General features: G+C 72.0%; 21 protein-coding genes. 7 read left to right on the plus strand and 14 right to left on the minus strand.

Features of this window, described 5'->3' with window-relative positions:
- Positions 1-11: 11 nt before the first annotated feature.
- A complete protein-coding gene (locus ACIPN7_RS07090; protein ID WP_400539425.1) occupies positions 12-1,808 on the minus strand; it encodes a RyR domain-containing protein in 1,797 nt (598 codons plus the stop codon).
- Between the two features lie 154 nt (positions 1,809-1,962).
- Here ACIPN7_RS07090 and ACIPN7_RS07095 point away from each other — a divergent pair, with 154 nt between their 5' ends.
- A complete protein-coding gene (locus ACIPN7_RS07095; RefSeq protein WP_400539428.1) occupies positions 1,963-4,995 on the plus strand; it encodes a hypothetical protein in 3,033 nt (1,010 codons plus the stop codon).
- Positions 4,996-5,085: 90 nt separating this feature from the next.
- On the opposite strand, the gene ACIPN7_RS07100 is transcribed toward ACIPN7_RS07095, so the two are convergent.
- On the minus strand, positions 5,086-5,865 hold the full coding sequence (locus ACIPN7_RS07100; protein WP_400539430.1) for a hypothetical protein: 780 nt from the start codon (positions 5,863-5,865) through the stop codon (positions 5,086-5,088).
- A gap of 127 nt (positions 5,866-5,992) precedes the next feature.
- Between ACIPN7_RS07100 and ACIPN7_RS07105 the strand changes: the two genes are divergently transcribed.
- Positions 5,993-8,158, plus strand: coding sequence for a DEAD/DEAH box helicase (locus ACIPN7_RS07105; RefSeq protein WP_400539433.1), 2,166 nt, complete (start codon positions 5,993-5,995; stop codon positions 8,156-8,158).
- Between the two features lie 43 nt (positions 8,159-8,201).
- Complete coding sequence (locus tag ACIPN7_RS07110; RefSeq protein WP_400539436.1) at positions 8,202-9,485, plus strand: DUF418 domain-containing protein; 1,284 nt, start codon at positions 8,202-8,204, stop codon at positions 9,483-9,485.
- A gap of 30 nt (positions 9,486-9,515) precedes the next feature.
- Here the strand turns inward: ACIPN7_RS07110 and ACIPN7_RS07115 are convergent, their stop codons facing one another.
- On the minus strand, positions 9,516-9,788 hold the full coding sequence (locus tag ACIPN7_RS07115) for a hypothetical protein (RefSeq protein ID WP_400539439.1): 273 nt from the start codon (positions 9,786-9,788) through the stop codon (positions 9,516-9,518).
- Between the two features lie 198 nt (positions 9,789-9,986).
- On the opposite strand from ACIPN7_RS07115, the gene ACIPN7_RS07120 reads away from it, so the two are divergent.
- On the plus strand, positions 9,987-11,297 hold the full coding sequence (locus ACIPN7_RS07120) for a hypothetical protein (RefSeq protein ID WP_400539442.1): 1,311 nt from the start codon (positions 9,987-9,989) through the stop codon (positions 11,295-11,297).
- A gap of 19 nt (positions 11,298-11,316) precedes the next feature.
- Here the strand turns inward: ACIPN7_RS07120 and ACIPN7_RS07125 are convergent, their stop codons facing one another.
- Positions 11,317-12,570 carry an MFS transporter gene (locus ACIPN7_RS07125; protein ID WP_400539445.1) on the minus strand — a complete coding sequence of 418 codons (1,254 nt, stop codon included), beginning with the start codon at positions 12,568-12,570 and terminating at the stop codon, positions 11,317-11,319.
- Positions 12,571-12,630: 60 nt separating this feature from the next.
- Between ACIPN7_RS07125 and ACIPN7_RS07130 the strand changes: the two genes are divergently transcribed.
- Positions 12,631-13,029: a MerR family transcriptional regulator gene (locus tag ACIPN7_RS07130; protein ID WP_400539448.1), complete on the plus strand. Its 399-nt coding sequence runs from the start codon at positions 12,631-12,633 to the stop codon at positions 13,027-13,029.
- Between the two features lie 140 nt (positions 13,030-13,169).
- Positions 13,170-13,961 (plus strand): hypothetical protein, encoded by a 792-nt coding sequence (locus tag ACIPN7_RS07135; protein ID WP_400539450.1) that lies wholly within the window; start codon positions 13,170-13,172, stop codon positions 13,959-13,961.
- 9 nt (positions 13,962-13,970) lie between these two features.
- Here the strand turns inward: ACIPN7_RS07135 and ACIPN7_RS07140 are convergent, their stop codons facing one another.
- The 8 genes from ACIPN7_RS07140 to rpsB all read right to left on the minus strand — a co-directional run bounded on the left by ACIPN7_RS07140 (position 13,971) and on the right by rpsB (position 21,256).
- On the minus strand, positions 13,971-14,825 hold the full coding sequence (locus ACIPN7_RS07140; RefSeq protein ID WP_400539453.1) for a class I SAM-dependent methyltransferase: 855 nt from the start codon (positions 14,823-14,825) through the stop codon (positions 13,971-13,973).
- A 233-nt stretch (positions 14,826-15,058) separates the two neighbouring features.
- Positions 15,059-15,601: a DivIVA domain-containing protein gene (locus ACIPN7_RS07145; RefSeq protein WP_285105094.1), complete on the minus strand. Its 543-nt coding sequence runs from the start codon at positions 15,599-15,601 to the stop codon at positions 15,059-15,061.
- Between the two features lie 5 nt (positions 15,602-15,606).
- Positions 15,607-16,701 (minus strand): 23S rRNA (adenine(2503)-C(2))-methyltransferase RlmN, encoded by a 1,095-nt coding sequence (gene rlmN, locus ACIPN7_RS07150; RefSeq protein ID WP_397393845.1) that lies wholly within the window; start codon positions 16,699-16,701, stop codon positions 15,607-15,609.
- Positions 16,702-16,766: 65 nt separating this feature from the next.
- A complete protein-coding gene (locus tag ACIPN7_RS07155; RefSeq protein WP_397393259.1) occupies positions 16,767-17,603 on the minus strand; it encodes a phosphatidate cytidylyltransferase in 837 nt (278 codons plus the stop codon).
- Positions 17,604-17,653: 50 nt separating this feature from the next.
- Positions 17,654-18,211: a ribosome recycling factor gene (gene frr / locus ACIPN7_RS07160; protein WP_285105098.1), complete on the minus strand. Its 558-nt coding sequence runs from the start codon at positions 18,209-18,211 to the stop codon at positions 17,654-17,656.
- Between the two features lie 107 nt (positions 18,212-18,318).
- Entirely contained in the window at positions 18,319-19,074 is a 756-nt protein-coding gene (pyrH, locus tag ACIPN7_RS07165) for a UMP kinase (RefSeq protein WP_400539457.1), read from the minus strand.
- A 289-nt stretch (positions 19,075-19,363) separates the two neighbouring features.
- Positions 19,364-20,203, minus strand: coding sequence for a translation elongation factor Ts (tsf, locus tag ACIPN7_RS07170; RefSeq protein WP_400539460.1), 840 nt, complete (start codon positions 20,201-20,203; stop codon positions 19,364-19,366).
- Between the two features lie 105 nt (positions 20,204-20,308).
- The gene (rpsB, locus tag ACIPN7_RS07175; RefSeq protein WP_400539463.1) at positions 20,309-21,256 is read right to left on the minus strand and encodes a 30S ribosomal protein S2; all 948 of its coding nucleotides are present in this window, start codon (positions 21,254-21,256) and stop codon (positions 20,309-20,311) included.
- A gap of 586 nt (positions 21,257-21,842) precedes the next feature.
- Between rpsB and ACIPN7_RS07180 the strand changes: the two genes are divergently transcribed.
- The gene (locus tag ACIPN7_RS07180) at positions 21,843-22,490 is read left to right on the plus strand and encodes a M23 family metallopeptidase (RefSeq protein ID WP_400539466.1); all 648 of its coding nucleotides are present in this window, start codon (positions 21,843-21,845) and stop codon (positions 22,488-22,490) included.
- A 156-nt stretch (positions 22,491-22,646) separates the two neighbouring features.
- On the opposite strand, the gene ACIPN7_RS07185 is transcribed toward ACIPN7_RS07180, so the two are convergent.
- Positions 22,647-23,573, minus strand: a complete 927-nt coding sequence (locus tag ACIPN7_RS07185; RefSeq protein WP_400539468.1) for an aldo/keto reductase — start codon at positions 23,571-23,573, stop codon at positions 22,647-22,649.
- 359 nt (positions 23,574-23,932) lie between these two features.
- Positions 23,933-24,835, minus strand: a complete 903-nt coding sequence (locus ACIPN7_RS07190; protein WP_400539471.1) for a LysR family transcriptional regulator — start codon at positions 24,833-24,835, stop codon at positions 23,933-23,935.
- Between the last annotated feature and the right edge of the window lie 77 nt (positions 24,836-24,912).

Consider the following 24,912-nt stretch of genomic DNA (forward strand, 5'->3'; position numbering starts at 1 on the left):
CCCGGCCGACGTCAGGACTCGCCCGGCTGCTCCGTCCGGCCCCGGCCGAACATCCGCCAGCCGCGGACCACACCCCGCGGGTCGGGTACGGGGGCGTCCGCGGCCTCCCAGCCGGCGTCGTCGTCGAGCGGGACCACCCGCAGGCCGAAGTCGGCCAGGATCACCGGGATGCCGCGGATGGCGGCGCGGTCCTTCTCCCGGTCGGGCTCGGACAGGTCCGCCCAGGGCCGCAGGTCGGGGTGCAGCCGGCGGACGTCGTCGCGCTCGGGCCCGTAGGTCCAGCCGGCGGCGACCTTCTCGGCCATCCAGCGGTCGTGCTCGTCCACGGCCCGCGCGTCGACCACCGGCTCCGGGATCCGGCCGTGCTCGACGTCGCCCGCGGGGACGACGGTGCAGCCCATCTGCCGCAGGCGGTCGGGTATCGCCCGGACCTGCGCCCGGTTCGCGGCCCGCAGGTCCTCGGACAGCTCGGACCAGGAGACCATCGCCGGCGTGCTCTGCCACGCCACACCGCGGGCGCGCTGGTTGCGCAGGTAGGTCAGGTGGGCGGAGACGGCCATCAGGTCGTAGACGTCGTCGTGCACGAGCGCGCCGGGCGCGGTGGCGCGGCGCAGGAGCGTCCCCGGCTCGACGATGTCGAGACGGCCGGCCAGGTCGTCGAGGATGGCGCCGTCGTGCGCGCCGAAGAGCCCGCCCAGCCCGGCGAGCCGGTTCAGGCGGAGCACGACGGCGCCCTCGCTCGCGCGCCAGAGGTCGCTGTCGTGCAGCGCCTCCCGGAGCGCGTCGCCGTCGTCGTCGTGGCACACATAGACGCGCTGGGGGCTGCCGACCGCGCGGACCTCGGCGAACGTGTCCACGGGGACGAGCCGGCATGCCGCGCGCACGCTGGGCCAGCGGGCGCGCAGCGCCTCGGCGGCCTCCCACGCGCCGGGCCCGACCAGGGTCACGGTGAGCGGTTCGCCGCCGTTGGCGATCTCGACGCTGCGCAGCCGCGCGAACGCCACGACCAGCGCCCGGCCGAACGTGCCGTGCCCGACGACGGAGATGTGCGGCGCGACGCCGCGCGCGAGGACCCGGTCGCGCCGGACCAGGGAGCGGGCGACGAGCTCGCCCAGCGTGAAGAAGTCCACGCCCGGCTGCGGGTGGCTCAGGTGCCGGGCCTGCAGCGCGAGCGCGAGCTCCGGGTCGCTGACGTGGGCGTTCAGGCGCAGGCCGGGCAGGTCGGCGGCCCGGTCCGCGCGGTTGGCCACGGCCACGGTGAGCACGTTGACGCCCGGTTCGTCGTCCTCGGCCGCGCAGGCGTACAGGACGGCGGCGCCGGACACGCCCGCGTTGCGCAGGGACTCGGCGTCGCCGGTCGTGGTGCGGGCGACGACGGCACCGCGGGCCGCGAGCGCCTCGGCGATGAGGTCCGCCGCGGGCGTGCGGCCGACGACGATCGCGTGTCCCCGCATCCGGCGGGTGCGCATGAGCACGAACTGGTCGGCGAAGAGCGACCGCACCGCCTCGAAGACGGCGTAGCCGGTGGCGACCGGGGCGAGGAACCGGGCCGCCTGGAGCTGCCAGGGCAGGTCACCGCCCTGGTTCGTGGCCTCGGCGCCGAGCACGAAGAGCTGGACGGAGTAGTAGACGAGGTCCCAGCCGGTGGTGCCCCACTCGAAGTCGGGCGAGGTGCGGTAGAGCCAGAAGCCCCACAGCCCCAGGCCGAACGCGACGCCGAAGAGCGCCGTGAAGCCGGCGCGGACCCAGGACCGGCGCACGCGCAGCCGCCGGGGCCCGTCGCGGGGGACGACCAGCTCGGGTGCCATCTCAGACCTTCCTCGTCGGATCGCACGATCCATGCCTAACCGTGCATTTCACCACGAAGGTGACTAGCGTCATGACCTGCGGCGACACTACACACCGAGGGATATGTTTCTCCCGGTCCGCAAACATTCGCCGAGGAAAGGCTGCGGGAGCAGGATGACCGACCGGATTGTCCGCTCCCTGCTCCCGACCGCCCGCGCGCACGCGGCGCCGCGGACCGACGGGTACGACGCCTTCCTGTCGTACAGCCGGGACTCCGACGGCGAGTTCGCGCCCGAGTTCCACGCGCAGCTCCTCGACTTCGACAAGCGCGACGACGTGCCGGACCTGAACATCTTTCTGGACCGGACCGGCCTGGCGAACAACCCGAGCCTGTGGGACGCCATCGAGCTCAAGCTCGAGCGGTCCGACTACCTGATCCTGCTCGCCTCGGAGGGCGCCGCGAGCTCGAAGTACGTGGCCAAGGAGGTCGCCTGGTGGCTCGACCACCGCGGCCCCGAGACCCTGCTGGTGGCGCTGACCAGCGGCAAGATCGTCTGGGACCAGACGGCGAACGAGATCGACGCGATCAGCACCACGGCGCTGCCCGCCCCGCTGGTGGAGCGGATCGACCACGAGCCCAAGTGGACCGACCTGACGAGGCTGCGCCAGCGCCGGCGCTGGCGCCACCACCAGGACCTGGCGGGGGTGCTCGCGGAGCTGGTCGCCCCGCTGCGAGGTCCCGACGTCAGCACCGAGGAGATCCTCAGCGCCCACATCGCCCGGCAGAGCTCGGCCGGGATGCGCAACCGGCTGGTGAACATGGCCCTCGGGGTCATGCTCGCCCTGTCCATCGGCGCGTTCGCGTTCGCGGAGCGGGAGGCGGACCGCGCGAACGAGGCGGTGAACGCCAACGCCGCCCACCTCCTGGGCGCGACGTCGCACGTGGTGCACCAGGACGATCCCGCCACGGCGCAGCTCCTGGCCGTCGAGGCGGTCCGCCGGCTGCGGGACGGGCAGACCCGGACGGCGCTGTTCAACGCCGTGACGGCCAACGAGCCGGCGGACCCGTACCTGCTGCGCACCGTCGACGTGCCCGAGGAGACCGGGCTGGCCGACGTCGCGCCGACCGGCACCGGCGTCGTGGGCCGGACCGAGACCGGTGACCTGGTGCGCTGGAACCCGGACGACGGCGCCCCCACGGTGCTGCGCGGTGACCGCACCCCCTTCGGCACGGTGAGCGGGCCCGGGAGCGGGTCCCGGCGCACGGGCCCCGTCGTGGCCGGCAGCGCCGACGGCTCGGTGGTCGCCGCGGTCGACGACCTGGGCGTGACCGTGGGCCGGTTCGGGCCGCTGCCGGCCGGCAGCACCAGCCGGCAGACGCACCTCGACCTGCCGGGCACGACGGCGGTGGCGGTCACGCCCGCCGGCGACACCCTGCTCATCGCGTGGCGGGACGCCGAGACCGGGCGGAACCGGATCGGCAGCATCAACCTCGCCGGACGCGACCTCGCCGTCCTGGAGTCCGACGACGGCCCGCAGCGTCCGCACGAGCAGCGGCTGGCGTTCCGGACCAAGGCGGAGACGGACCTGGCGGTCACCGCGCTCGCCGTCGGCTCCAGCCGCACCCTCGCCGTGGCCGACGCCGCCGCCGGGACCCTGGAGATCCGCAGCCTCGACTCCCTGGAGCTGACCGGGGCCGCGCCCGTCGAGCTGCCCGAGGGCGGCGTGCCGTCGCCGTCCCTGCAGGACTGGGCGACGCTGAGCTCCGACGGCGACGCGACGACCGTGACCCTGCACCACTGGGCGGACGGCTCCGTGCGGTCGGCCGACTGCCCGGTCCCCCGCGTCTGGTCGAACCCCGAGGTGGTGGCGGTCGACGACGCCACCACGCGCGCGCTGGTCGCGACGGACGACGGGCTGGTCGCGTGCGAGATCGGCGCCGGCACCGACGTGCACCGCACCTGGCACCTGTCGGGCATCCGGCGGCCTCAGTCGCCGGTCCTGGTCGGGGTCGACCGGGTCGCGGCGGCGTCGGACGGCCGGATCGCACTGTGGAGCACCGCCGGCACCCACGGGGACGTACCCCTGCCGAGCGCGGCGGGCGCGGCCGCGGCCCGCGCGGCGGCGGGCGGGGCCGATCCCGGCGGGCCGACCGCCGTCCTGGCCACGTACCGCGCCGGGCCCACGCAGCCGGCCAGCACCGCGGCGTCCTGGTCGGACGGCACGGTCATGATCCACGGCCTCGGCACGGTGGACCTGCCCGCGGGCAGCCCGGACGCCGGACGCCCGCTGCTGCCGGTCTGGCTCGACGAGACCCGGCTCCTGCTCGTGACCCCCGACGGCGACGCCTACCGGACCCAGGGCGGGACGACCGCGGGGTACGAGGCCGGGTTCCGCGACCTCGTCGGGCCGGGCCTGGACCGGGGCGACCCGGCCTGCGCCACGATCGTGAGCGCCCAGCGCACGCGCGACGACATCGTGCTGGTCGACGCGTGCTCCGGACTGCACCTGCTCGACGCCGGGCTCCAGCAGCGGGCGCTGTACGTACCAGGGCCGATCGGCACCACGCCACGGCTCGCGTCGCAGTGGGTGGAACCCGGCCGGGTGGCGGTCGCCGACGACGGGAGCAGCGTCGCCGTCGCGCCCCGTGACTTCTCGCTGCGGGTGGCCGACCTGGAGGCCGCGGCCCGGGGCGAGAGCGACGTCTGGACGGTGCGCGGCAGCAGCGTGGACCAGGTGCACGTGATCGGCGAGCGCAGCAGCCCCGAGGACACCGCGCTGCCCGAGCAGCTCGTCACGCTGGGCCTGGACTCGAAGGTGCGCCTGCGCGCGGTCTCCGGGCCGGGCGCCCCCGAGAGCCTCGACCTCACCGGCACCTACGGCGACGTGCTCGCGGTGCTGCCCGGGCCCGACCTCGTCGCCCGCAACCAGGGCTCGGCGCTGGCGTTCTTCGATGTCGGGACCGGTCAGAAGGTCGGCGCGCTCGCGACCCGGCTCTACGCGCCGGGCGGCACCGTCGCGCCGAGCGACGTGTACGCCGGCGACGGTCAGCTGCTGGTGGTCCAGGACCACGGCGTCACGACGGGGTGGACCTTCTCGGACGAACAGATGATCGCCCGGGCCTGCGCCATGGCCGGCCGCGAGCCGACGGCGGCGGACATGCCGGAGGGCGTGACCCTCACGGCCACCCCGGCCTGCACCCCCTGAGCGTCGAGTGCTGGATATTCGCCCTCCTGGCACACGAACTGGCACACGAAAAGGGACAAATATCCAGCACTCAACGAGGTGGGGGTCGGGTCAGGACTCCAGGCGCTTGGCCTCCGACTCGGCCTCGTCCGCCTCGTCGTCGCGGCCCTCCTTGCGCAGCGCGCTCGTGAGCGAGCGCATCGAGGTGGCGGCGTCGGACTTGGCGAGGTCGGACGACGTCCCGCGCAGCTTGGCCCACAGGCCCATCGCCTCCTCGGCGACCTCCAGCACCTGCGAGCGCTCCTTGCTGCCGAGCGCCGACGTCGTCACCGTCTCCAGCGCGTGCTCCAGGGCGACCCGCTGCTTGCCCGGGTCGTCGTCCAGGCTCTTGAAGAGGCCGACGGCCTCGCCGACGAGCGCCGAGGTCGACTTCTCCTGGTCCTTGGCCGCCGCCTGGCTGCCGAACGACAGCAGTGCCACGGCCAGCCGCGACACCGTGCTGCCGGCCTCGCCGGGCAGCTTCTCCGCGCCCGAGGCCACCAGCTGGTGCAGCCGGGCGGCGGTGCGCGTCTCGATGTTGTCCTCGCGCTCCGGACCCTCGTCCTGCTCCGGCGCGGCGGCCGGTGCCGGCGCGGCGGCCGGTGCCGGCGCGGCGGCCGGTGCCGGCGCGGCGGCCGGTGCCGGCGCGGCGGCCGGCTCCACCCCTGCGACCGGAGCCGCCTCTGCGACCGGAGCCGCCCCCGCGACCGGAGCCGCCTCTGCGACCGGCTGCGGGCCGGCGTCGGGCTCCGCGACGGCCGACGCCGCCTGCGGCGACGTCCCCGGTGCCGGCTCCCCTGTCGCGGCGGCCTGCGCCACCTCTGCCTGCTCCGGCAGTGCGTCCGTGCTCACTCGTTCCTCCTGTTTTTGGTGCGACGAAACTACCAGAATGAGCATTCGGTCCGGTATGTAAGAAACGTTGGTCCACGACGCGCGTCGAGGCCCTCGGAGCGGCCCGCACCCAGTACCGTCGTCGGCCATGAAGACCTGGTCCCGCGGCGAGGCCCGCGACCTGCTCGAGCACGCCGGAACCCGGCACGACCTGGGCTCCCGTACCCTCAGCCAGCGCCGCGGCGCCCCCGCACGCGTCCGTGCGGCCTACCGCGCGGCGCGCGACGCGCGCGTGCTGGACGAGCTGTCCGAGGTGCCCCTCGACCGGATCCGCGAGGTGGGCACGGGGCGCCTGCGCCTCGGCCCGGTGGAGCAGGCGGGGTACCGCACCGTCGGCCAGGTGCGGGCGGCCGCCCCGGAGGAGCTCACGGCGATCGCGGGCGTCGGCGCCCGCACGGCGGAGGCGCTGCGCGAGGCGGCCCAGCAGGTGTTCAGCGCCGTGGACGCCGGGCTCGCCTTCCGGCTGGACCACGCTCCCGCCGACCCGCTCGCCACCCGCCTGGTGCGCGCGCTGCACGACCACCTGCACGTCCAGCGCTTCTTCGCGACCTGGCAGGACCGGCTCGACGTCGACGTGCGGGAGCTCGCCCGCCTGGCCGAGGCCGGTGCGCTGCGCGCCACGTTCGTGCGGCGGTTCTTCGCCGGCCGTACGCGCACCGACCGCGCCGACGCCGCGCTGACCGACCTGCGCACGCTCTGCGACGACCTCGACGCCGTCGGGATCACCGACGACCTGCGCCGCCTGGACGAGGTGCTGACCGCGACGTCCGACGCCGAGGTCTGGAGCGACTACGAGGCACGGGCCGCCGCCTACATCACCGCGCTGGGCGACCTGGTCGACCTCGGCATCGACGTGGCGGCCGCCGAGGGCTTCCTGCCCGAGGACGTGGTGGGCGAGGTCGCGGCACAGGACCTGAACACCTCGCTGCTGAAGGTCTCGCTGCGCGGCTACCAGGCGTTCGGCGCCCGGTACGCGCTCGCCCAGCGGCGCACGATCCTCGGCGACGAGATGGGCCTGGGCAAGACCGTCCAGGCCATCGCGGTGATGGCCCACCTCGCCGCGCAGGGGAGCACGCACTTCCTCGTGGTCTGCCCCGCGAGCGTCGCGGCCAACTGGGCCCGCGAGGTCGCGGCACACTCCGAGCTCTCGGTCCGCGTGCTGCACGGCGACGACCGCGAGGCGGGCATCAAGGAGTGGGCGGCCGACGGCGGCGTCGGCGTCGCGACCTTCCCCCAGCTCGGGCACCTGCGGGCCGGCGACCTGCCGCGCCCCGCCCTGCTGGTGGTGGACGAGGCGCACTACGTGAAGAACCCGGAGGCGCAGCGTTCCGAGCGGACGGCGGACTGGGCCCGCGCGGCCGAGCGCGTGCTGTTCATGTCGGGCACCCCCATGGAGAACACCGTGGACGAGTTCCGCAGCCTGGTGGGCTACCTCAAGCCCGAGGTCGCCGACGACATCGACCCGGCGGCGGGTCTCGCGGGAGCCTCGGCCTTCCGCCGGTCGGTCGCGACGGTGTACCTGCGGCGCAACCAGGAGGACGTGCTCACCGAGCTGCCCGCGCTGGTCCAGGTCGACGAGTGGGAGCGGTTCGGCAAGCACGACGGCGCCGCCTACCGCCAGGCGGTACTGGCGCGGTCGTTCGCGGACATGCGCCGGGCCGCATTCGTCGAGGCCCCCGAGCCGACGGCGAAGCTGGTCCGGCTGCGCGAGATCGTCGACGAGGCGGTGGAGAACAACCGCAAGGTGGTGGTCTTCTCCTACTTCCGCGACGTGATCGAGCGGGTGCTCGCCGAGCTGGGCCCGCTCGCCGTCGGGCCCATCACCGGATCCGTGCCGTCGGCCCGTCGCCAGGAGCTGGTCGACGAGTTCACGCAGGCGGCGGAGCCCAGGGTGCTGGTGAGCCAGATCGAGGCCGGCGGCGTGGGGCTCAACATCCAGGCCGCCTCCGTGGTGATCCTGTGCGAGCCGCAGGTCAAGCCGACCGTGGAGGCGCAGGCCATCGCCCGCGCGCACCGGATGGGCCAGGTCCGCACCGTCCAGGTGCACCGGCTGCTCATCGAGGACAGCGTGGACGAGCGGCTCCTGGACATCCTCGGCACCAAGGCCGAGCTGTTCGCGGAGTACGCCGGGCGCTCGACGGTGCCCACGGCGTCCGGCCCCGACGTCACCGACGTCACCGACGTCACCGACAAGGAGCTGGCGCGGCGGATCGTCGAGGAGGAGCAGGCCCGCCTGGGCGAGCCCGCGGCCTAGCGCTTTCCTCGCGGACCGGGCTCCCTGCTGTTGAGATGGGTCCATGACGACCGCCGCCCTCACCCGAGGACCAGTCCAGGCCGCCGAACGTTCCCCCGCACCCGATCTGGCTCGGGGCTTCATGCTCTTGCTGATCGCGATCGCGAACACGCCGTACTACCTGTGGGGCAGCGAGATGGGCGCGGGGGCGTCGCACCCCGTGGACGGGTCGGCGGTCGACAAGGTCGCCGACTTCCTGATCATCGTCCTCGTGGACCTGCGGACCTACCCCATGTTCGCGTTCCTGTTCGGCTACGGGATGATGCAGCTCTACAACCGTCAGGTCGCCTCGGGCACCCCGGAGCGGGCGGCCCGCCGGCTGCTGCAGCGGCGCAACTGGCTGCTGCTCGCGTTCGGGTTCGTGCATGCGGCGCTGCTCTGGATGGGCGACGTGCTCGGGGCCTACGGCCTGGCGGGCCTGCTCATGGTGTGGCTGTTCTTCCAGGTCAAGGACCGCACGCTGCTCGTGTGGACGTGGGTGTTCGGCATCCTGCTGACCATCGGCACGGCCTTCGCCGTGATCGGTGCCTGGTTCTTGGCGCAGCTCCCCGCGGACGACCCCACGGCCCGCAGCATCGCAGCCGACCTCGCGCCGTCGAGCGAGTCGATGGCCACGACGTCGTACCTCGCCTCGATCGGCGAGCGGCTGACCTACTGGACGCTCGGCACGTTCCTGCAGGGCCTGCTCGTCCTGGTGGTCCCGATGATGCTCCTGCTCGCGTTCTGGGCCGGACGCCGCCGCATCCTGGAGCACCCGGGCGAGCACCTGACCCTGCTGCGGCGGGTCGCCGTGGTGGGCATCACGATCGGCTGGCTCGGGCCGCTGCCCTCCGCGCTCGACCACGTCGGCGCGATCGACGTTCCCGACCACGCCGCGTGGGTGTTCTACCCGGTCCAGTTCCTCACCGGGTTCTTCGGCGGCCTGGGGTACGTCGCGCTGTTCGGCCTGATCGGGCACCGCGTCGCCCAGCGGCGCACCGGGGCGCCGTCGCGCAACCTCTTCCTCACCGACGGGCCGTTCGCGGGCGCCGTGCAGGCGGTCGGCAAGCGGTCGCTGACGTCCTACCTGCTGCAGTCCGTGCTGTGCGCGCCGGTCCTGGCCGCGTGGGGCCTCGGGCTGGGCCAGTACCTCAGCTCGTGGAGCATGCTGCTGTACGCCGTGGTCGTGTGGGGGCTCACGGTCGCGTTCGCCGTCTGGCAGGAACGCACGGGCCGCCGCGGCCCGGCCGAGGTGCTGCTGCGCCGGCTGGTCTACGGCCGGCCGGTGTCAGCCCCGGTGCGGGGCTGACGCCGGGCGACGCCAGGCCGACAGCGGGGGTCAGGCCGGGAACGAGTCCACGGGCTCGTCCTCGCCGTCGCCGTCGGTGTCCACCGAGATCGTCGCCGTGCCGCCGGCGGTCTCCACCACGACGTCGGGCACGCCGTCGCCGTCCGTGTCGTACAGCTCGACGTCGGGCACGCCGTCGCCGTCGTAGTCCTCGTACTGGGCGTCCACCACGCCGTCGCCGTCGGTGTCTGCGACCTCGACGTCCGGGATGCCGTCGCCGTCGAGGTCGTACTTGCCGGGCTTGTCGGCCAGGAACTCGGACACGTCGTTCTCCTTGCTGGTCTGGGGTCACCGCTGTTCCGGTGCCACCGCTGGGTGCTCCTCCGATCATGCCCCACGCGGGCGGTCCCCCGGGCGCCCTGGGAGGTGCCACACGCCTCGTCGCCGGACAGGTTTCCGATCGACCGAGATTTCACCCGTTTCCCCTCGCGGGTGAAATAGTCCGTCGCCTACATTCAGCACATGCTGATCCAGGTACGCAGTCCCCGACGCCGCGCCGCGCTCCTGGCGGCCACCACCTGCGCCCTCCTGGTCGTCTCGGGCACGGCCGTCGCAGCCGTCACCCCGGTCACCGGGTCCGGGACGGACGCCGCCGCGCGGGCGTGGTCCGTCGACCTCGCCGACGTCGGCGCGGACGACGCCGGGGTGCGCACCTCCGGCGACGGGCTGCGGCTCGACGGGGCGGCCGGGGCCGCGCCGTCCACGCAAGCGGGTGACGGGACCGCTGCCGGCGCAGCCTCGCCCGAGCGCCGCGAGATGTCCGGCCAGCTCGTCGCCGAGCCGGTGGAGCTCGACGCCCGCGCGAGCGGCGTCGCCGCCGACGTCGACGCGGCGACCCCGGCCGGCACCTCCGTGCTGGTCGACGTCCGCGGCCGGTACGCCGACGAGGGTCCCGACTCCTGGACCGAGTGGGTCCCGGCCGGCTCGCCGCTGCCGGTGGCGGCGCGGACCGTGCAGGCCCGCGTCACGCTCGTGGGCGACGGCGAGACCAGCCCGGTCGTGCGGGAGGTGACGCTCACCCCCGAGACCCGGCGGTCCCGGTCCCTCCAGGAGGTCGAGGCCCGGCCGACGTCCGGCGAGCGGGCGTACACCGTGTACGCGACCCGCGAGGGCCTCGTGGGCGGCACCACCGCCAACGGGCACGTCATCACGTCGCGCGACCACTTCGTCGCCCTGCCGTCCCGGCGCGGGCTGTCGTCGAACAACTCGGGCAGCTACTCCGTGCGGGTCTGCGCCGCGAGCACCGGGCGCTGCGCGTACGCCCCGGTGTGGGACGTCGGCCCGTGGAACACCACCGACGACCACTGGAACGCGTCCGGAACGCGCCAGTCCTGGGCCGACCTGCCGCAGGGCAAGCCGCAGGCGCAGGCCGCCTACCAGGACGGTTACAACGGCGGGCTCGACGGCTTCGGACGCCGGGTGGCCAACCCGGCCGGGATCGACCTCGCGGACGGCACGTTCTGGGACGGCCTGGGGCTGACGGACAACGCCTGGACCACCGTCACCTACCTGTGGACCGGCTCCGGCCCCAAGGGCATCGTGCGCACCAGCGGCGGACCGCTCACGGTGCGTTCCGGGCCCGGCACCGGCAACGCCGCCGTCGGGCAGGCCGGGAACCACGCGAACGTCGTGATCGAGTGCAGTGCCACCGGCACCACCGTGACCGGCTATTACGGCACCTCCAACGTGTGGAACCGGATCGGGCCGGGCAACTGGATCTCGGACGCGTACGTCAACACCGGTTCGAGCAGCCCGGTGGCCCCCGCCTGCTGACCCCTACGCGGGGCGGCCGTCAGGCGCGGCGGACCGCCGCCGCCAGGCCCACCGCCGCCACGCCGACCACGACGGCCGCCAGCAACGGCACCGCCGTCACCCCGGACCCCGCCACCACGAACGAGGCGAGCGCCGCCCCGACGGCGATCCCGCCGTTGAACAGCACCGGGATCAGCGCGCCCGCGAACGAGCGACGCTCGGGCCCGGCCAGCCGCAGGATCAGCGTCTGCGCGAACGGCGGCATGGCGCCCGACACGACGCCCCACGCCACGACGACGGCGACCCCGACCACAGCGCCGGCGTCCGCGGCCCCGAGCCCGAGCACGGTGAGCGCGGTCGCGGCCACGCTGACCACCAGCGCCGGGCCGCTGCGGTCGCCGAGCCTGCCCGCAAGCGCGACGCCGATCGCCGAGGCGAGCCCGAACACCAGGAGCAGGGTGCTCATCCCGCCGGGCAGCGACTGCGCGGGCGCCTCGGCCAGCCGGGTGATGTACGTGTACGCGCCGTAGTGGCCCACCAGGACCAGCGCGACCAGGCCGGTCACGGTCAGCAGCCGCGCCGTCCCGCGCCGCGGCACGCCGACGGCGTCCGCACCGCCGCCGGCCCCGGCCCCGGCCGGGCCGTCCGCGACGGCCGCCCGGGCCACGACCAGCCGGACCGCGGCCGCGGCCAGCAGGCTCAGGACCGCGAGGGCCCAGAAGGCGGCGCGCCAGCCGGCGGCGTCGGCCACGAGCCGGGCCAGCGGCGTGCCCACCACCATCCCGAGGGTCGCCCCGCCGAGCACGACGGCGATGGCCCGGCCGAGCAGGCGGTCGGGGACCAGGTCGGCCACGTGCGCGTTGGTCGTCGCCCACAGCAGGCCGACGGCGGCCGCACCGAGCACCCGCGCGCCGACCGCCACCTGGAACGTCGGGGCGAGCGCCGTGAGCGCGGACGACAGCGCGAGCACCGCCAGTCCCCCGGCGATCACCGCGCGCCGGTCCCACCGGCGGGTCAGCCGCACCAGCGGAAAGCTCAGCACCACGACGACCGCCGCCCACATCGAGACGAGCAGGCCGGTGCTGGACTCCGCGACGCCGAGCCCGGTGCTCATCTGCTGGAGCACCGCCGTGGGCAGCATCTCGGCGGTGACCATGAACAGCGTGCCCGCGCCGAGCACGAGCAGCGACGGCCAGGGCAGGACGTCGGTGGGCGGTGCGGGAGGGCCGGCGGGTGTCGCCGGAGCGGCATCAGTGCTGGTCCGGGCGGCTGGTGTGGTGCCTGTCGTGTCCATGCCGACCACGCTAAAGTTTGACACTGGTGTCAATGTCAAGGCCCTGCCCGGAGGTGGACCATGCGCATCGGTGAGCTCGCGACGCGGACGGGTGTCACGACCCGTCTGATCAGGTACTACGAGCAGCAGGACCTGCTCGATGCGGACCGGGCCGACAACGGCTACCGCACCTACACCGAGGCCCATGTCGAGCGGGTGAGCCGCGTCGCAGGCCTGGTCCAGGCGGGCATCCCGACCCGGCTCGTCAAGATCCTGCTCGACGCCGAGGACGCCGCGGAACGCGAGGACCCGACCTGCCCGCGAGAGGTGGCCCAGCAGCTCGCCACGGAGCTGGTGGGGGTCCAGGCGCGCATCGACTGCCTCACGCGGAGCCGCGACTCGATCCGCAGGTTCCTGACGGCGACCCAGCACGAGGTGCTGCTCCGGGAAGCGCAGGAGCCCGCGACGGCCGCCTCTTAACGGTCGATCAGCCCTCCACATGGCGAAAACCGGACCGTTCTTCGTCAGATGTTTACTGCTACATTACCTCTGGCGATAATTATCGCCGCAGAACGGGTGGATCCCGCGTACAGGGATCTCCGTCTCGGAGGTGAGTCGTCATGGAACGTCTGACCCGCGGAGGCCTGCTCCTGGTCGCGGTCGGCTCCGTCGCCAACCTGCTGCTCGCTTTCGTGCCGAATCTCCTCGACGACAGGATCACGACCGCGCTCGTCGTGACCATGTCGCTGCTGCTCGTCGTCCTGGGCGTCACCTTCGCCGTTCGCCTGTTCCGGGACGGGATCGCGCGCGCGGAGCTTCAGCGTCTGCGTGGGATCTCCAAGATCGGCCATGCCCGCAAGGGAACGGACCAGTTCACCGACATCTTCCAGATGGCCGAGCGCTCCATCGTCTGCTGCGGCGTCGGGATGACCAAGATCTCACGCTCGCCCGGCGTGGTGAAGCAGGCAGTCGCTCGCGGAGTTCAGGTCCACTTCGTGATGCCCGAGCCCCGTTGGCTCCGTTGGGACCGTACCGGTCGTCGCCTCACCGGCGGCTACTACGGCCACACCCGGTTCGATGTCCTGGTGCAGGAGTCCCATGCGGCGCTCGCAAGACTCGGCAAGGAGCTCAACGCAGAGTTCGGGGAGGGCGCGGTCACCATCCACACGCACCGCATGTTCATGCCGCTAAGTCTTACGGTCGCCGACCCGGGCACGACCCGTGCAGTCGGCGTCATCGAGCACCATTACTTCGGCGGTGCACCGGAGGCCCGGTTCTGGCTGGAGGCCAAGCACTACGAATCCGACAACGGCAACCCTGCCATCCTCGAGATCGCAGTTGCGGCCATCTCGCAGCTCACCGGACACGACTTCAACAGGGACGCTCCGGCCGTTGCCGGGCGACCCGGATGAGGCCACGGATCAGCCGACGGTAGCCAGCCGAGAGGAGGTCTGTTTCGCGCCCGGGCAAGCTGATCGCACGGCACCGGGCTGGCAGACGGACACGGGAAGCCTGGCACCCGAGCGCGTCGCCACCACGTCGACCCAGTGCTTGCCGGGAACGTGCGTGTCCGGGAAGACCGGCATCGCATCCGTCGGCGTGGTGTGATCGAGCTCGATCGGATCTCCGGCGTCCGACCACGACCAGGGCGTGAGGCCACCCTCACGGATTCGCTCGATGAACTGCAGAGGCGTGTACCGCGTCCGATAGCGGCGCGTGAGTGTGCTTCGACGCTCGCCACGCATCGCGTCCTTGAGCGCGAGGGCCGCCCTGCCGTCGGGTTCGGCCGTCGTGGTCAGGTAGGCGACTCCGTCAGGGGTCAGCAGTTCCGCCATCTTACGGATCGCGGACACGTCGACGGGCTTGGGCAGGCAATGGACGAAGGCGACTCCGAGCACCAGGTCGAACCGCTGAGACCCGAAGTCGTGCTCCATGAAGCTTCCCCGGGCGACACGGCGCCGTGCCTCGGGTCCGTAGACCGCGCGCAGGCGACTCCGGGTGCGCTCCACCATCTCGTCGGCGATGTCGATCGCCCACACGTCGAAACCCTTGCGTGCCAGATGTCCCGCGAAGCTTCCGATACCTGACCCGACGTCGAGCACCCGCATCTCGGGCTTCGGGCGACCGGCGAGTTCCACCCACCGCATGACGGGTTCCAACCACCGGCCGACCCACTCGTCCCTGCGCGCCGCTTCGAGCTCATAGCCCGACACGAACGTGTTGTACGCGGCGCGTTGCCGCGCGATGACGTCCCGGTACAGGAACTCCGAGGGCAACGGGGCGGCGCCCGCCTCGACGTCAGTACTCACTCCGTCGCATCTCCACCCAGGCGTGTGCGGTCTGCCGTCCGTCGACGAGGTCACCAGGGCGAACGGATCACGCCCGCCCAGGGCCGAGCCTAGCGTCATCTCGGCGTACCGGCGCCCGCCAGCCGCAGATCACCCTGACAACGAGTAAGGCGTGCGGGCCGCCCGAGCGACCCGCACGCCTGATCCAACGGACGCCGAGGTCACTCGACCCCGAGCAGCACCTCCACCGCACGGCTCAGGAACGCGTCGACCGAGGCCTCGTCGTAGGCCTCCGGCCCACGGGCCCGGCCGAACGTCGCCGACCGGATGTCGCCGGCCGTCAGCGGCTCCTGCCGGTCGAAGTAGCCGATCAGCCGGTCGCACAGGTCGTCGACGTCGTCCTTGTCGTAGCCCTGCGACCCGCGGTCGGCGGGCGCGAACTTCTCACCGTCGGGCCGGCCCAGCCGCCCGTACAGCGAACGCGCACGCTCGGCGAGCGCGTTCATCCAGGCCTGCTGACCGTGTGCCGACGCGTACTCCGCACGCTGCCGCGCGATGAACGCCGCCTCGAGCCGGTCGAGCGCCGCGTCGACCTCGTGGGTGTTGTACCCGCCACGGGTCAGGTCGAACGTCGAGGCCTGGATGTCGGCACTCGTCAGCCGTTCGGCCGTGCGCCCCTCGTACGCCTGCCGGGCATGCTCGAAGAACTCGTCGACCTCGTCCTTGTCGTACCCGGTGCGCATCTTGGGAACGCTGTTGAACATCCCACTCACTCGTCGTCCTCCTCAGCCGCCAGCTGCCCGCAGGCACCGTCGATGTCGCTGCCGCGGGTGTCACGGATCGTGGTCGGGATCCCGTGCCCGCGCAATCGTGCCACAAACTCGTCCTCGACATCTCGGTCGCTCGCGGTCCAGATCGAGCCGGGGGTCGGGTTGAGCGGGATGGGGTTCACGTGCACCCAGCCCTTGCCCCGCGAGTTGAGCTTCTCGCCCAGCAGGTCGGCCCGCCAGGCGTGGTCGTTCATGTCCTTGATGAGGGCGTACTCGATGGAGACGCGGCGCCCGGTCACCTCGAAGTAGTTCCGTGCGGCGTCCAGCGTCTCGTCGACGTTCCAGCGCGTGTTGATCGGCACGAGCTCGGAGCGCAGGTCGTCGTCGGGCGCGTGCAGCGACAGCGCGAGGGTCACCGGGATGCCCTCCTTGGTCAGCTTCTGCATGGCCGGGACCAGACCCACCGTGGAGACGGTGATGTTGCGGGCCGACATGCCGAGCCCCTCGGGCTGCGGCGCCACCAGCGTGCGCACCGTCTCGATGACCGCCTTGTAGTTGGCCAGCGGCTCGCCCATGCCCATGAACACCAGGTTGTTCAGCCGGGTGACGCCGCCGGGGATCTCGCCGTCCGCCAGCGAGCGGAACGCCGCGCGCACCTGCTCCAGGATCTCCGCCGTGGACAGGTTGCGCGTCAGGCCGAGCTGGCCGGTCGCGCAGAACGGGCACGCCATGCCGCAGCCCGCCTGGCTGGAGACGCACAGCGTGGTGCGGTTCGGGTAGCGCATGAGGACCGACTCGACCTTGGCGTCGTCGAACAGGTGCCACAGCGTCTTGACCGTGGTGCCCCCGTCGGCCTCCAGCTTGCGCGTGGGGCGGATGAGCTGGGGGAACATCGTGGCCGCGAGGGCCTCCCGGGACTTCGCCGGGAGGTCCGTCATCTGCGCGGCGTCGCTCGTGTAGTGCGTGAAGTAGTGCGTGGCGAGCTGCTTGGCCCGGAAGGCGGGCTCCCCCGCCTCGAGCACCGACGCCACGCGCTCCTCGGGCGTGAGGTCGGCGAAGTGCCTCGGCGGCTTGCCGCGGCGCTTCGGCGCCATCTGGAGCGGGATCGCAGGGGTCTCGTCCGACGGACGCACGACAGGCTGGGCAAGGGGAGTTTTCATCAGGCAACCACCGAGAGCACGAGATAGACGAAGGGCGCTGTGATGACCAGCGAGTCGAGGCGGTCCAGCACGCCCCCGTGCCCCGGGAGCAATGAGCCCATGTCCTTCAATTCTAGGTCACGCTTGAGGAGCGACTCGGCGAGATCGCCGACCGTGGCAGTGACGGCGGTCATGACGCCGAGCGCGATCCCGAGGATCGGGCTCTCGCCGAGGCCGTACACCGCCCCGACCACGCCCACCGCCGTGGCCAGCACGATCGAGCCGGCCAGGCCCTCCCACGACTTCTTGGGGCTCACGGTCGGCGCCAGCGGGTGCCGGCCCAGCATGACGCCGGCGATGTAGCCGCCGGTGTCGTTGGCGACCGCCAGGAGGATGAACAGCGCGACGCGGATCTCACCGTCGGGCTGCGCCAGCATGAGGACCACGAAACCGGCCAGGAACGGGAGGTAGGACGCGGCGAAGACGGCGGCCGCCGAGTCCCGCACCGCGCTGAGCCCCGAGCCGTCGAGCGCCCGCCACACCACGGTCGCGGCCACGGTCAGCACGAAGGCGACGAACAACGCCTCCGGCCCGCCCCGGTAGGCGGAGACGATCATGCCGGCGGTCCCGACGAACAGCGGGACCATCGGCAGCCGCAGGTCGCGGCGTGCGAACGCCTGCCGCAGCTCCCAGAGCCCCGCCCACAGCAGGACGACCACGAACGCGACGAACGGCTCGGGTCGCCAGTACAGCGACGCGCCGACGATGCCGAGCAGGCCGACGCCCACGAGGATGGCGGCGGGCAGGTTACGGCCCGCTCGCGACTTCTTCGCGGCGGGTACGGGTTCCGGGCTCACGGCGGTACGCGCGTTGTCTCGTTCTGTCGTGTCTCGAGGCGGTGCGGGCATCAGACCTCGAGCAGCTCGCTCTCCTTGCCGGAGAGCAGCTGGTCGATGATCTCGACGTGGCTCTTGGTCAGCTTGTCCAGCTCCTTCTCCGCGCGCACGACCTCGTCCTCGCCGGCCTCGCCGTCCTTGACGATGCGGTCCAGCGTCTCCTTGGCCTTGCGGCGGATGTTGCGCACCGAGACCCGCGAGTCCTCGGCCTTCTGCTTGGCGAGCTTCACGTAGTCGCGGCGGCGCTCCTCCGTCAGGGAGGGCAGCACGATGCGGATGGCGTTGCCGTCGGTCGCCGGGTTCACACCCAGGTCGGAGTCGCGCAGCGCCTTCTCGACGGCGGGCACCGAGCTCTTGTCGAACGGCGCGACCAGCACGGTCCGCGCGTCCGGGATGTTGAAGGACGCGAGCTGCTGCAGCGGCGTGGGCGCGCCGTAGTAGTCGACGGTGATCTTGCTGAACATGCCGGCGTTGGCGCGGCCGGTGCGGATGCCCGCGAAGTCCTCCTTGGCGACCTCGATCGCCTTCTCCATCTTTTCCTCGGCTTCGAGGAGGGTCTCGTCGATCACCACTGCTCCTGTCGTTGGTCTACGGGTGGTGCCGGGGCCACTCTACGGACACTTTGCCCGGCTACCGAAAGGTTCGCGCGTTACCCGGCCTGGCCGGGCCGCACGGGTCAGCGCGTCGTGATCAGCGTGCCGATCGGCTCGCCGGCGAGCGCGCGGGTCACGTTGCCCTCGCCCTCCATGCCGAAGACCCGCATCTGGACGTCGTTGTCGCGGCACATGGCCAGCGCCGTGTCGTCCATGACGCCGAGGCGGTTCACGAGGGCGTCGGTGTAGGTCAGGTGGTCCAGCTTCTTCGCGTCCGGGTTGCGGCGCGGGTCGGAGTCGTACACGCCGTCGACCCCGTTCTTGCCCATGACGACCTGCTCGCAGCCCGTCTCCAGGGCGCGCTGCACCGCCACGGTGTCGGTCGAGAAGTACGGCATGCCCGCGCCCGCACCGAAGATGACCACGCGGCCCTTCTCCAGGTGCCGGATCGCACGCAGGGGGATGTACGGCTCGGCGACCTGGCCCATCGTGATGGCGGTCTGCACGCGCGTCTTGACGCCGGCCTGCTCCAGGAAGTCTTGCAGGGCGAGGCAGTTCATGACGGTGCCGAGCATGCCCATGTAGTCCGCGCGGGCGCGGTCCATGCCGGCCACGCTCAGCTCGGCGCCGCGGAAGAAGTTCCCGCCGCCGACGACGATCGCCACCTGCACGCCGTCGCGCACGGCCACGCCGATCTCCTTCGCCATGCGGCGGACGACGTCGGCGTCCAGCCCCACGCTCCCGCCGCCGAACGCCTCGCCCGACAGCTTCAGGAGCACACGCCGCGCCGGCTTGCCCTCCTCGTCCACCGCGAGGTTCTGGGTCGCCTCGTCACTCACTGGTCAGTCACCCTTCGATCGTCACTGCCGGGACACCGCCCTCCCGGAATACTGCGCCCGACTCGCGGGCGACGCACCTCTGCACCACACAGAGGCCTCCGGGCCGACCTCGAGACCCCTGGTGCGAAGTGGAGCCCGCCCCGCTCTACCCCACACCAAAAGTATCGAAGCCGTGCCGCGCTCCTGGTGGAGCGTGGCGTGCGAGCCGGCGTCGTCCCTCGGACACGGCCGGCCGCGTATGCGTCGGCCCGGCCCGCGCCGAAGCGCGGACCGGGCCGAACGAGCTGCGTCAGGAACCGACGCGGAAACGCACGAACGCGGTCAGGGCACCGTTCACCGAGGCGACGTGCTTGGCGACCGTGGTCTTCGGGTCCTTCGCCAGCGGCTGGTCCACCAGGACGACCTCCTTGAAGAAGCCGTTCAGGCGACCCTCGACGATCTTGGGCAGCGCGGCCTCCGGCTTGCCCTCGTTCTTCGAGGTCTCCAGAGCGATCTCGCGCTCCTTCTCGACGACGTCCGCCGGGACCTCCTCACGCGTGAGGTACTTCGGGGCCATCGCGGCGACGTGCTGCGCGATGTCCTTGGCGACGGCCTCGCCGGCCTCGTCGGTGACCACGAGGACACCGATCGACGGCGGCAGGTCCTTGGCCGTCTTGTGCAGGTAGGTCGTGACCTTCGGGCCCTCGACGCGCGCGACGCGGCGCAGGACGAGCTTCTCGCCCAGCGTGGCGCCCTGTGCGGCGATGAGCTCGGCGACGGTGCCGTCACCGGCGGGGGCGGCGGCAGCCGCGACCTCGTCGGCGGCACCGGCGGCCGCGGTGGCCTCCAGGACGGCCTCGGCCAGCGAGATGAACTTCTCGTTCTTGACGACGAAGTCCGTCTCGGCGTTCAGCTCGATCATCGTGGCGACCTGGCCGGCCGCGGTGTCCTCGACCTTGACGGCGACGAGACCCTCGGACGTGGCGTTGCCCTCGCGCTTGGCGGCGCGGGCCAGGCCCTTGGTCCGGATGATCTCGATGGCCTTGTCGGCGTCGCCGTCGGCCGCGTCCAGGGCCTTCTTGACGTCGAGCATGCCGGCGCCGGTCCGCTCACGCAGCGCCTTGATGTCAGCGGCGGTGTAGTTCGCCATTGTTCTGGTCCTCCGTGCAGTCGTGATGTTCGTGGGAGGTCGTTCGACCCGAGGAACGGTGCGCCGACCGGGCCGACACGAGGTCGACCCGGTCAGCGCGGCGCGTCACTTCTCGGTGTCGGCCTCGGGGGCGGCGGCCGGAGCAGCCTCGGCGGCCTCGGCGGCCTCCACGACCTCGGCGGGAGTGGCCGGGGTGACGGCGGCAGCAGCCTCGGCGGCCGCCTCCTCGACAGTGCCCTCGGCGGTCGCGGCCGGGGTCTCGACCGTACCCTCGGTGGTGTCACCGGCCAGGAGCTCGCGCTCCCACTCGGCCAGCGGCTCGGCGGCGGGCTCGGTCTCGGCACCGGTCTTGCTGCCACCCGAGTGGCGCTGCATGAGGCCCTCGGCGGCGGCGTCCGCGATCACGCGGGTGAGCAGCGTGACGGAGCGGATCGCGTCGTCGTTGCCCGGGATCGCGTAGTCGACCATGTCGGGGTCGCAGTTGGTGTCGAGGATCGCCACGACGGGGATGCCCAGCTTGCGGGCCTCGTCCACCGCGAGGTGCTCCTTGTTGGTGTCGACGATCCAGACGGCCGAGGGAACCTTGGCCATGTCACGGATACCGCCGAGGGTGCGCGCGAGCTTGTCCTTCTCGCGGCGCAGCACCAGGAGCTCCTTCTTCGTGAGGCCCGAGGCGGCCACGTCGTCGAAGTCGATCTCCTCGAGCTCCTTGAGGCGCTGGAGACGCTTGTGCACCGTGGTGAAGTTGGTGAGCATGCCACCGAGCCAGCGGTGGTTCACGTACGGCATGCCGACGCGGGCGGCCTGCTCGGCCACCGGCTCCTGGGCCTGCTTCTTGGTGCCGACGAAGAGGATGGAGCCGCCGTGGGCGACCGTCTCCTTGACGAAGTCGTAGGCGCTGTCGATGAAGTGCAGCGACTGCTGCAGGTCGACGATGTAGATGCCGTTGCGCTCCGTGAAGATGAAGCGCTTCATCTTCGGGTTCCAACGGCGGGTCTGGTGTCCGAAGTGGACACCGCTCTCGAGGAGCTGGCGCATGGACACGACGGCCATGACACGTCCTTTCGGTGCGGTCCGGGATCAACCCGGGAACTCCGCACGCATTTCAGGCGACGCCAAGGCTCAAAGCCCGGGCCGCGGTTCGGTTGCCGGCACCTCCGTTGTGAAGGTGCCCCTGGCGCCACGCCATGCCCGACGCCGACCCTGGGGCCGGACCACTGCCGGACGCGACTTGATGTGACGCGCGATGTCGACCAGGCGCCTCCCTGAGGAGCGCATGCCGGTCGCGGGTTGAAGTCTACCCGACCTGCCCCTGCGGCGAGGACCCACGCGCTGCGCCCCGACTGTGACGTCGCACGCTCCCGCTGAGGCCGCTGTCCGGGCCGGATTCTGGAGCTCGTCGCGCCACGCGGGAGACCCCCGCAACGGTGGCAGCAGGCAGCGAGCGCGACCACAGGAGGGACTTGAGCGTATCTGTGCACAGGTGGGCTCCCGACGCCGCCCGGCGACGTGTGCTCGGGGCGATGCTCCTGGCATGACGACCCTCCCGAACCGCTCCCCCGGCCGAGCTCCCCGTCGAGTCTCGAGCCCGGCCGCTCGCCCGGCCCTCGGCCTTCGCCTCGGCCGAGTCTCGGCAACCGTGGTCCTGACCGCGCTGCTCACCGTCGCTTTCGTCGCCCTTGCGGCGACCGCGCCCGCCGCCGCGGTGCGCTCCGGGCCCGACGTCGCCCTCCGGGCGGGTGTCGACGTCCTGCCCGTCTCGGACGGCGGCGGCCAGCCCGTCTCGGACGGTGACGCTCGGTCCAGGTGGACCGATGGTCCGGAGATCGGCTATGTGCCGCCGATCCCGGGTGTGGACCCACCGTCTGGCGTGGAGCACCTGTTCGACCCGCCAGAGGAGGAATGGGGCGCCGGACACCGCGGCGCCGACCTGACGGCCCCGGCGGGCTCACGCGTGCTGTCACCCGGTCCGGGTGTCGTGACGTTCGCGGGACAGGTCGCGTGGCGCGGGGTCGTTATGGTCACCCATCCCGACGGGCTGAGCACGAGCCTGGAGCCGGTCGCCGCATCCGTGCCGGTCGGGACGGCAGTCGTCGCGGGTTCGGCGATCGGCGTCGTCGAGGGCGGGGCCGACGAGGGTAGGGCCGACGATTCAGCCGGCGGCACGACGCCAAACCACTGCGCGCCTCGGTCCTGCGTGCACTGGGGCGTACGACGGGGCGAGCGCTACATCGACCCGCTGTCCCTGCTGCACCGCCCGCCGATCGTGCTGCTGCCGGATCACTGACCCGGACCGACCAGCGGGCTAAATCAGGCCGGCCACTCCGCCGTCAGCCGCCGAACCGCAGAGCTTGAAGTCACCGTTGTGGAGCAGACCGGTCCCGTCGTCGCGGAGCGGCATAGGAGCACCCTCTTCGTTGTCGGGTAGGGCCAGGTCGGTATCTCAGTCCTCCGATGCGAGGGCGGTGATGGCGTCGACCTCGTCCTGGGTCAGGTTGATATTGGCGGCGGCGAGGTTCTCGTGGAGATGTGTGAGGCTGGTGGTGCCGGGGATCGGGAGTGCTGTGGCGGTGCGGTGCAGCTGCCAAGCCAGCGCGATCTGCTGCGGCGTGACGTCGTGCTTGGCGGCGATGGGGTCGATCACAGCGTGGAACGGCTCCCCCTCCGGACCGCCCGGGACCGCGGCAGGGTGCCAGGGCGAGAACACGATGCGCGCATCTTCTGCTATCTGGCGCACGGCGGCGCCGAGGCGTACGGCGACGTTGTAGTGGACGGTGACCGCGGCGATGTCGGTAATGCTCATCGCGGTGCGGAGCTGTTCGGCGGTGACATTGGACAGCCCGATGTGGCGGATCAGGCCGTCGGCCTTCATCCCCGCGAGCGTCTCGACGCTCTCTTCGAAGGGGGTGTCGGTGAAGGCGCCGGTGTGGAGGTAGTACAGGTCGATGCGATCCAGACCGAGGCGGCGCATGGACATGTAGGCGGCCTGGCGCAGGTACCACTTGGCGCCGGTGGAGCCCATGTCGGCGTACTCGGGGCCGCCGCGCAGGAAGCCGCCCTTGGTAGCGATGACCAGGTTGTCCGGATAGGCGTGGAGGGCTTCGCGGATCAGCTCTTCGTTGGAGTGCGGCCCGTAGACGTCGGCGGTGTCGATGAAGGCGACGCCGGAGGCGACCACCTCGCGCAGCAGGTTGATCGCCTTGTCGTGGTCGGGGTAGTCGCCCCAGACCTTCGGGCCGGTCAGCTGCATGGCGCCGTAGCCGACGCGGCCGACGGTGAGGTCGCCGCCGATGGTGACTGTGGTTGCTACTCGGTGGTGGTCCCGGCCGACAGACGTCTCATCGGCTGTTGGTTGCTCGCGAATATTCACAGGGGTCCTCCAGGGGAGAGTTGAGAAGTGGGAGGCGACCCTTCTCGGGGCCGTGGTCAAACAGGAAGGGTGGGTCGGCGGTTGCATCTGCGAACTGCTGGGCGGCCGGTTCGAGGACTGGCTCGCTGGTCATGACAGACCTCCGTGGTCCGAGGCCGCGGCGGCCTCTGGGCGGCCTCTGGTCGGCCTCCACGACCGGCGTGGAGGTTCGCTCTGTACAACCGCGCGTCTCTTCCCGTCGATGTCATGTGCGCCGCACCCATCTCAGATGGATTCCATCTGAGGACCAGATGGCGTGCCGCGACCAGCAGCCGCGCCACCTCCGGGTCGACAGGGATGTCTTGGCTCCAAGGCACCTGTCAGGTGCCCGCGGCGCGGATGCTCAGCAGCTCTTCGGCGAACCGCCCTGCTGCCGGACTGGTCTCGCCCACCGAAGGAAGCATCAGGTAGATGTGCCTCTCCAGGCGCACATCCGCAACCGAGATGAACCGTAGAACGCTGTCTGGTGCGGTCAGCACCCGGTACGGCAGGCCAACCGGAGCGAACCCGATGCCGACGCCTGCGCTGACCAGCTCGAGGAACAGCTCCCAGTCGCCGACCTCACAGACGACGCGGCGAGGTATGCCCTCGCCAGCAAACGCGGCGTCACTCAGCAGGCGCCCGGTCCACCCCGGGGGAACCTCGACGAACCGCTCGTCGGCGAGTTGTTCCAGACTGACCTCTGCCTGCTGCGCCAGGCGGTGATCAGAACGGCACACGAGGCCCATTGGCTCTCGCGCCAGATGAGTCATCCGGACGCCCGGGACCTGGCTGACGGCGGGTCCGATCACGCAGTCCAGCTCTCCCCTCTCCAGCATCGAGATCATCGTCAGCCCGGGTGCGTACTGCAGACGCAGGTCGATGCCGGGATGGTCACGAGCGAACTCCCCAAGATAGGAAGCGAACGGCACCAGATGCTGAGCGGAGAGCGAGATGCCGATACGCAGGGTGCCGATGAGCACGTCACGGGTCTGCTGGACGGCCTGTTCCGCCTGCGCGGCGCTGGTCAATGTCCGGCGAGCAGCACCCACCAAAGCCTCGCCAGCCGCGGTGAGCCGGACGGGCCGGGTTCCCCGCACGTAGAGGGGCGTGCCGAGTTCACGTTCGAGAGCCTGGATCGAGTTCGACAGTCCGGACTGCACGATGAGCTCCCGCTTGGCGGCGCCAGTGACGCTGCGTTCCTCGACCAACGCCAGGAAGTGACGTAACTGCCTGAGCTCCATCGGCCACTCCTCTCAACGCCTGCTCAGCAGTCTATCTGGAGGACGTCATCTGTCAGCGAGATGGAATGCATCTGTGT

Source organism: Promicromonospora sp. NPDC090134, assembly GCF_044746965.1.
Lineage (GTDB): Bacteria > Actinomycetota > Actinomycetes > Actinomycetales > Cellulomonadaceae > Promicromonospora.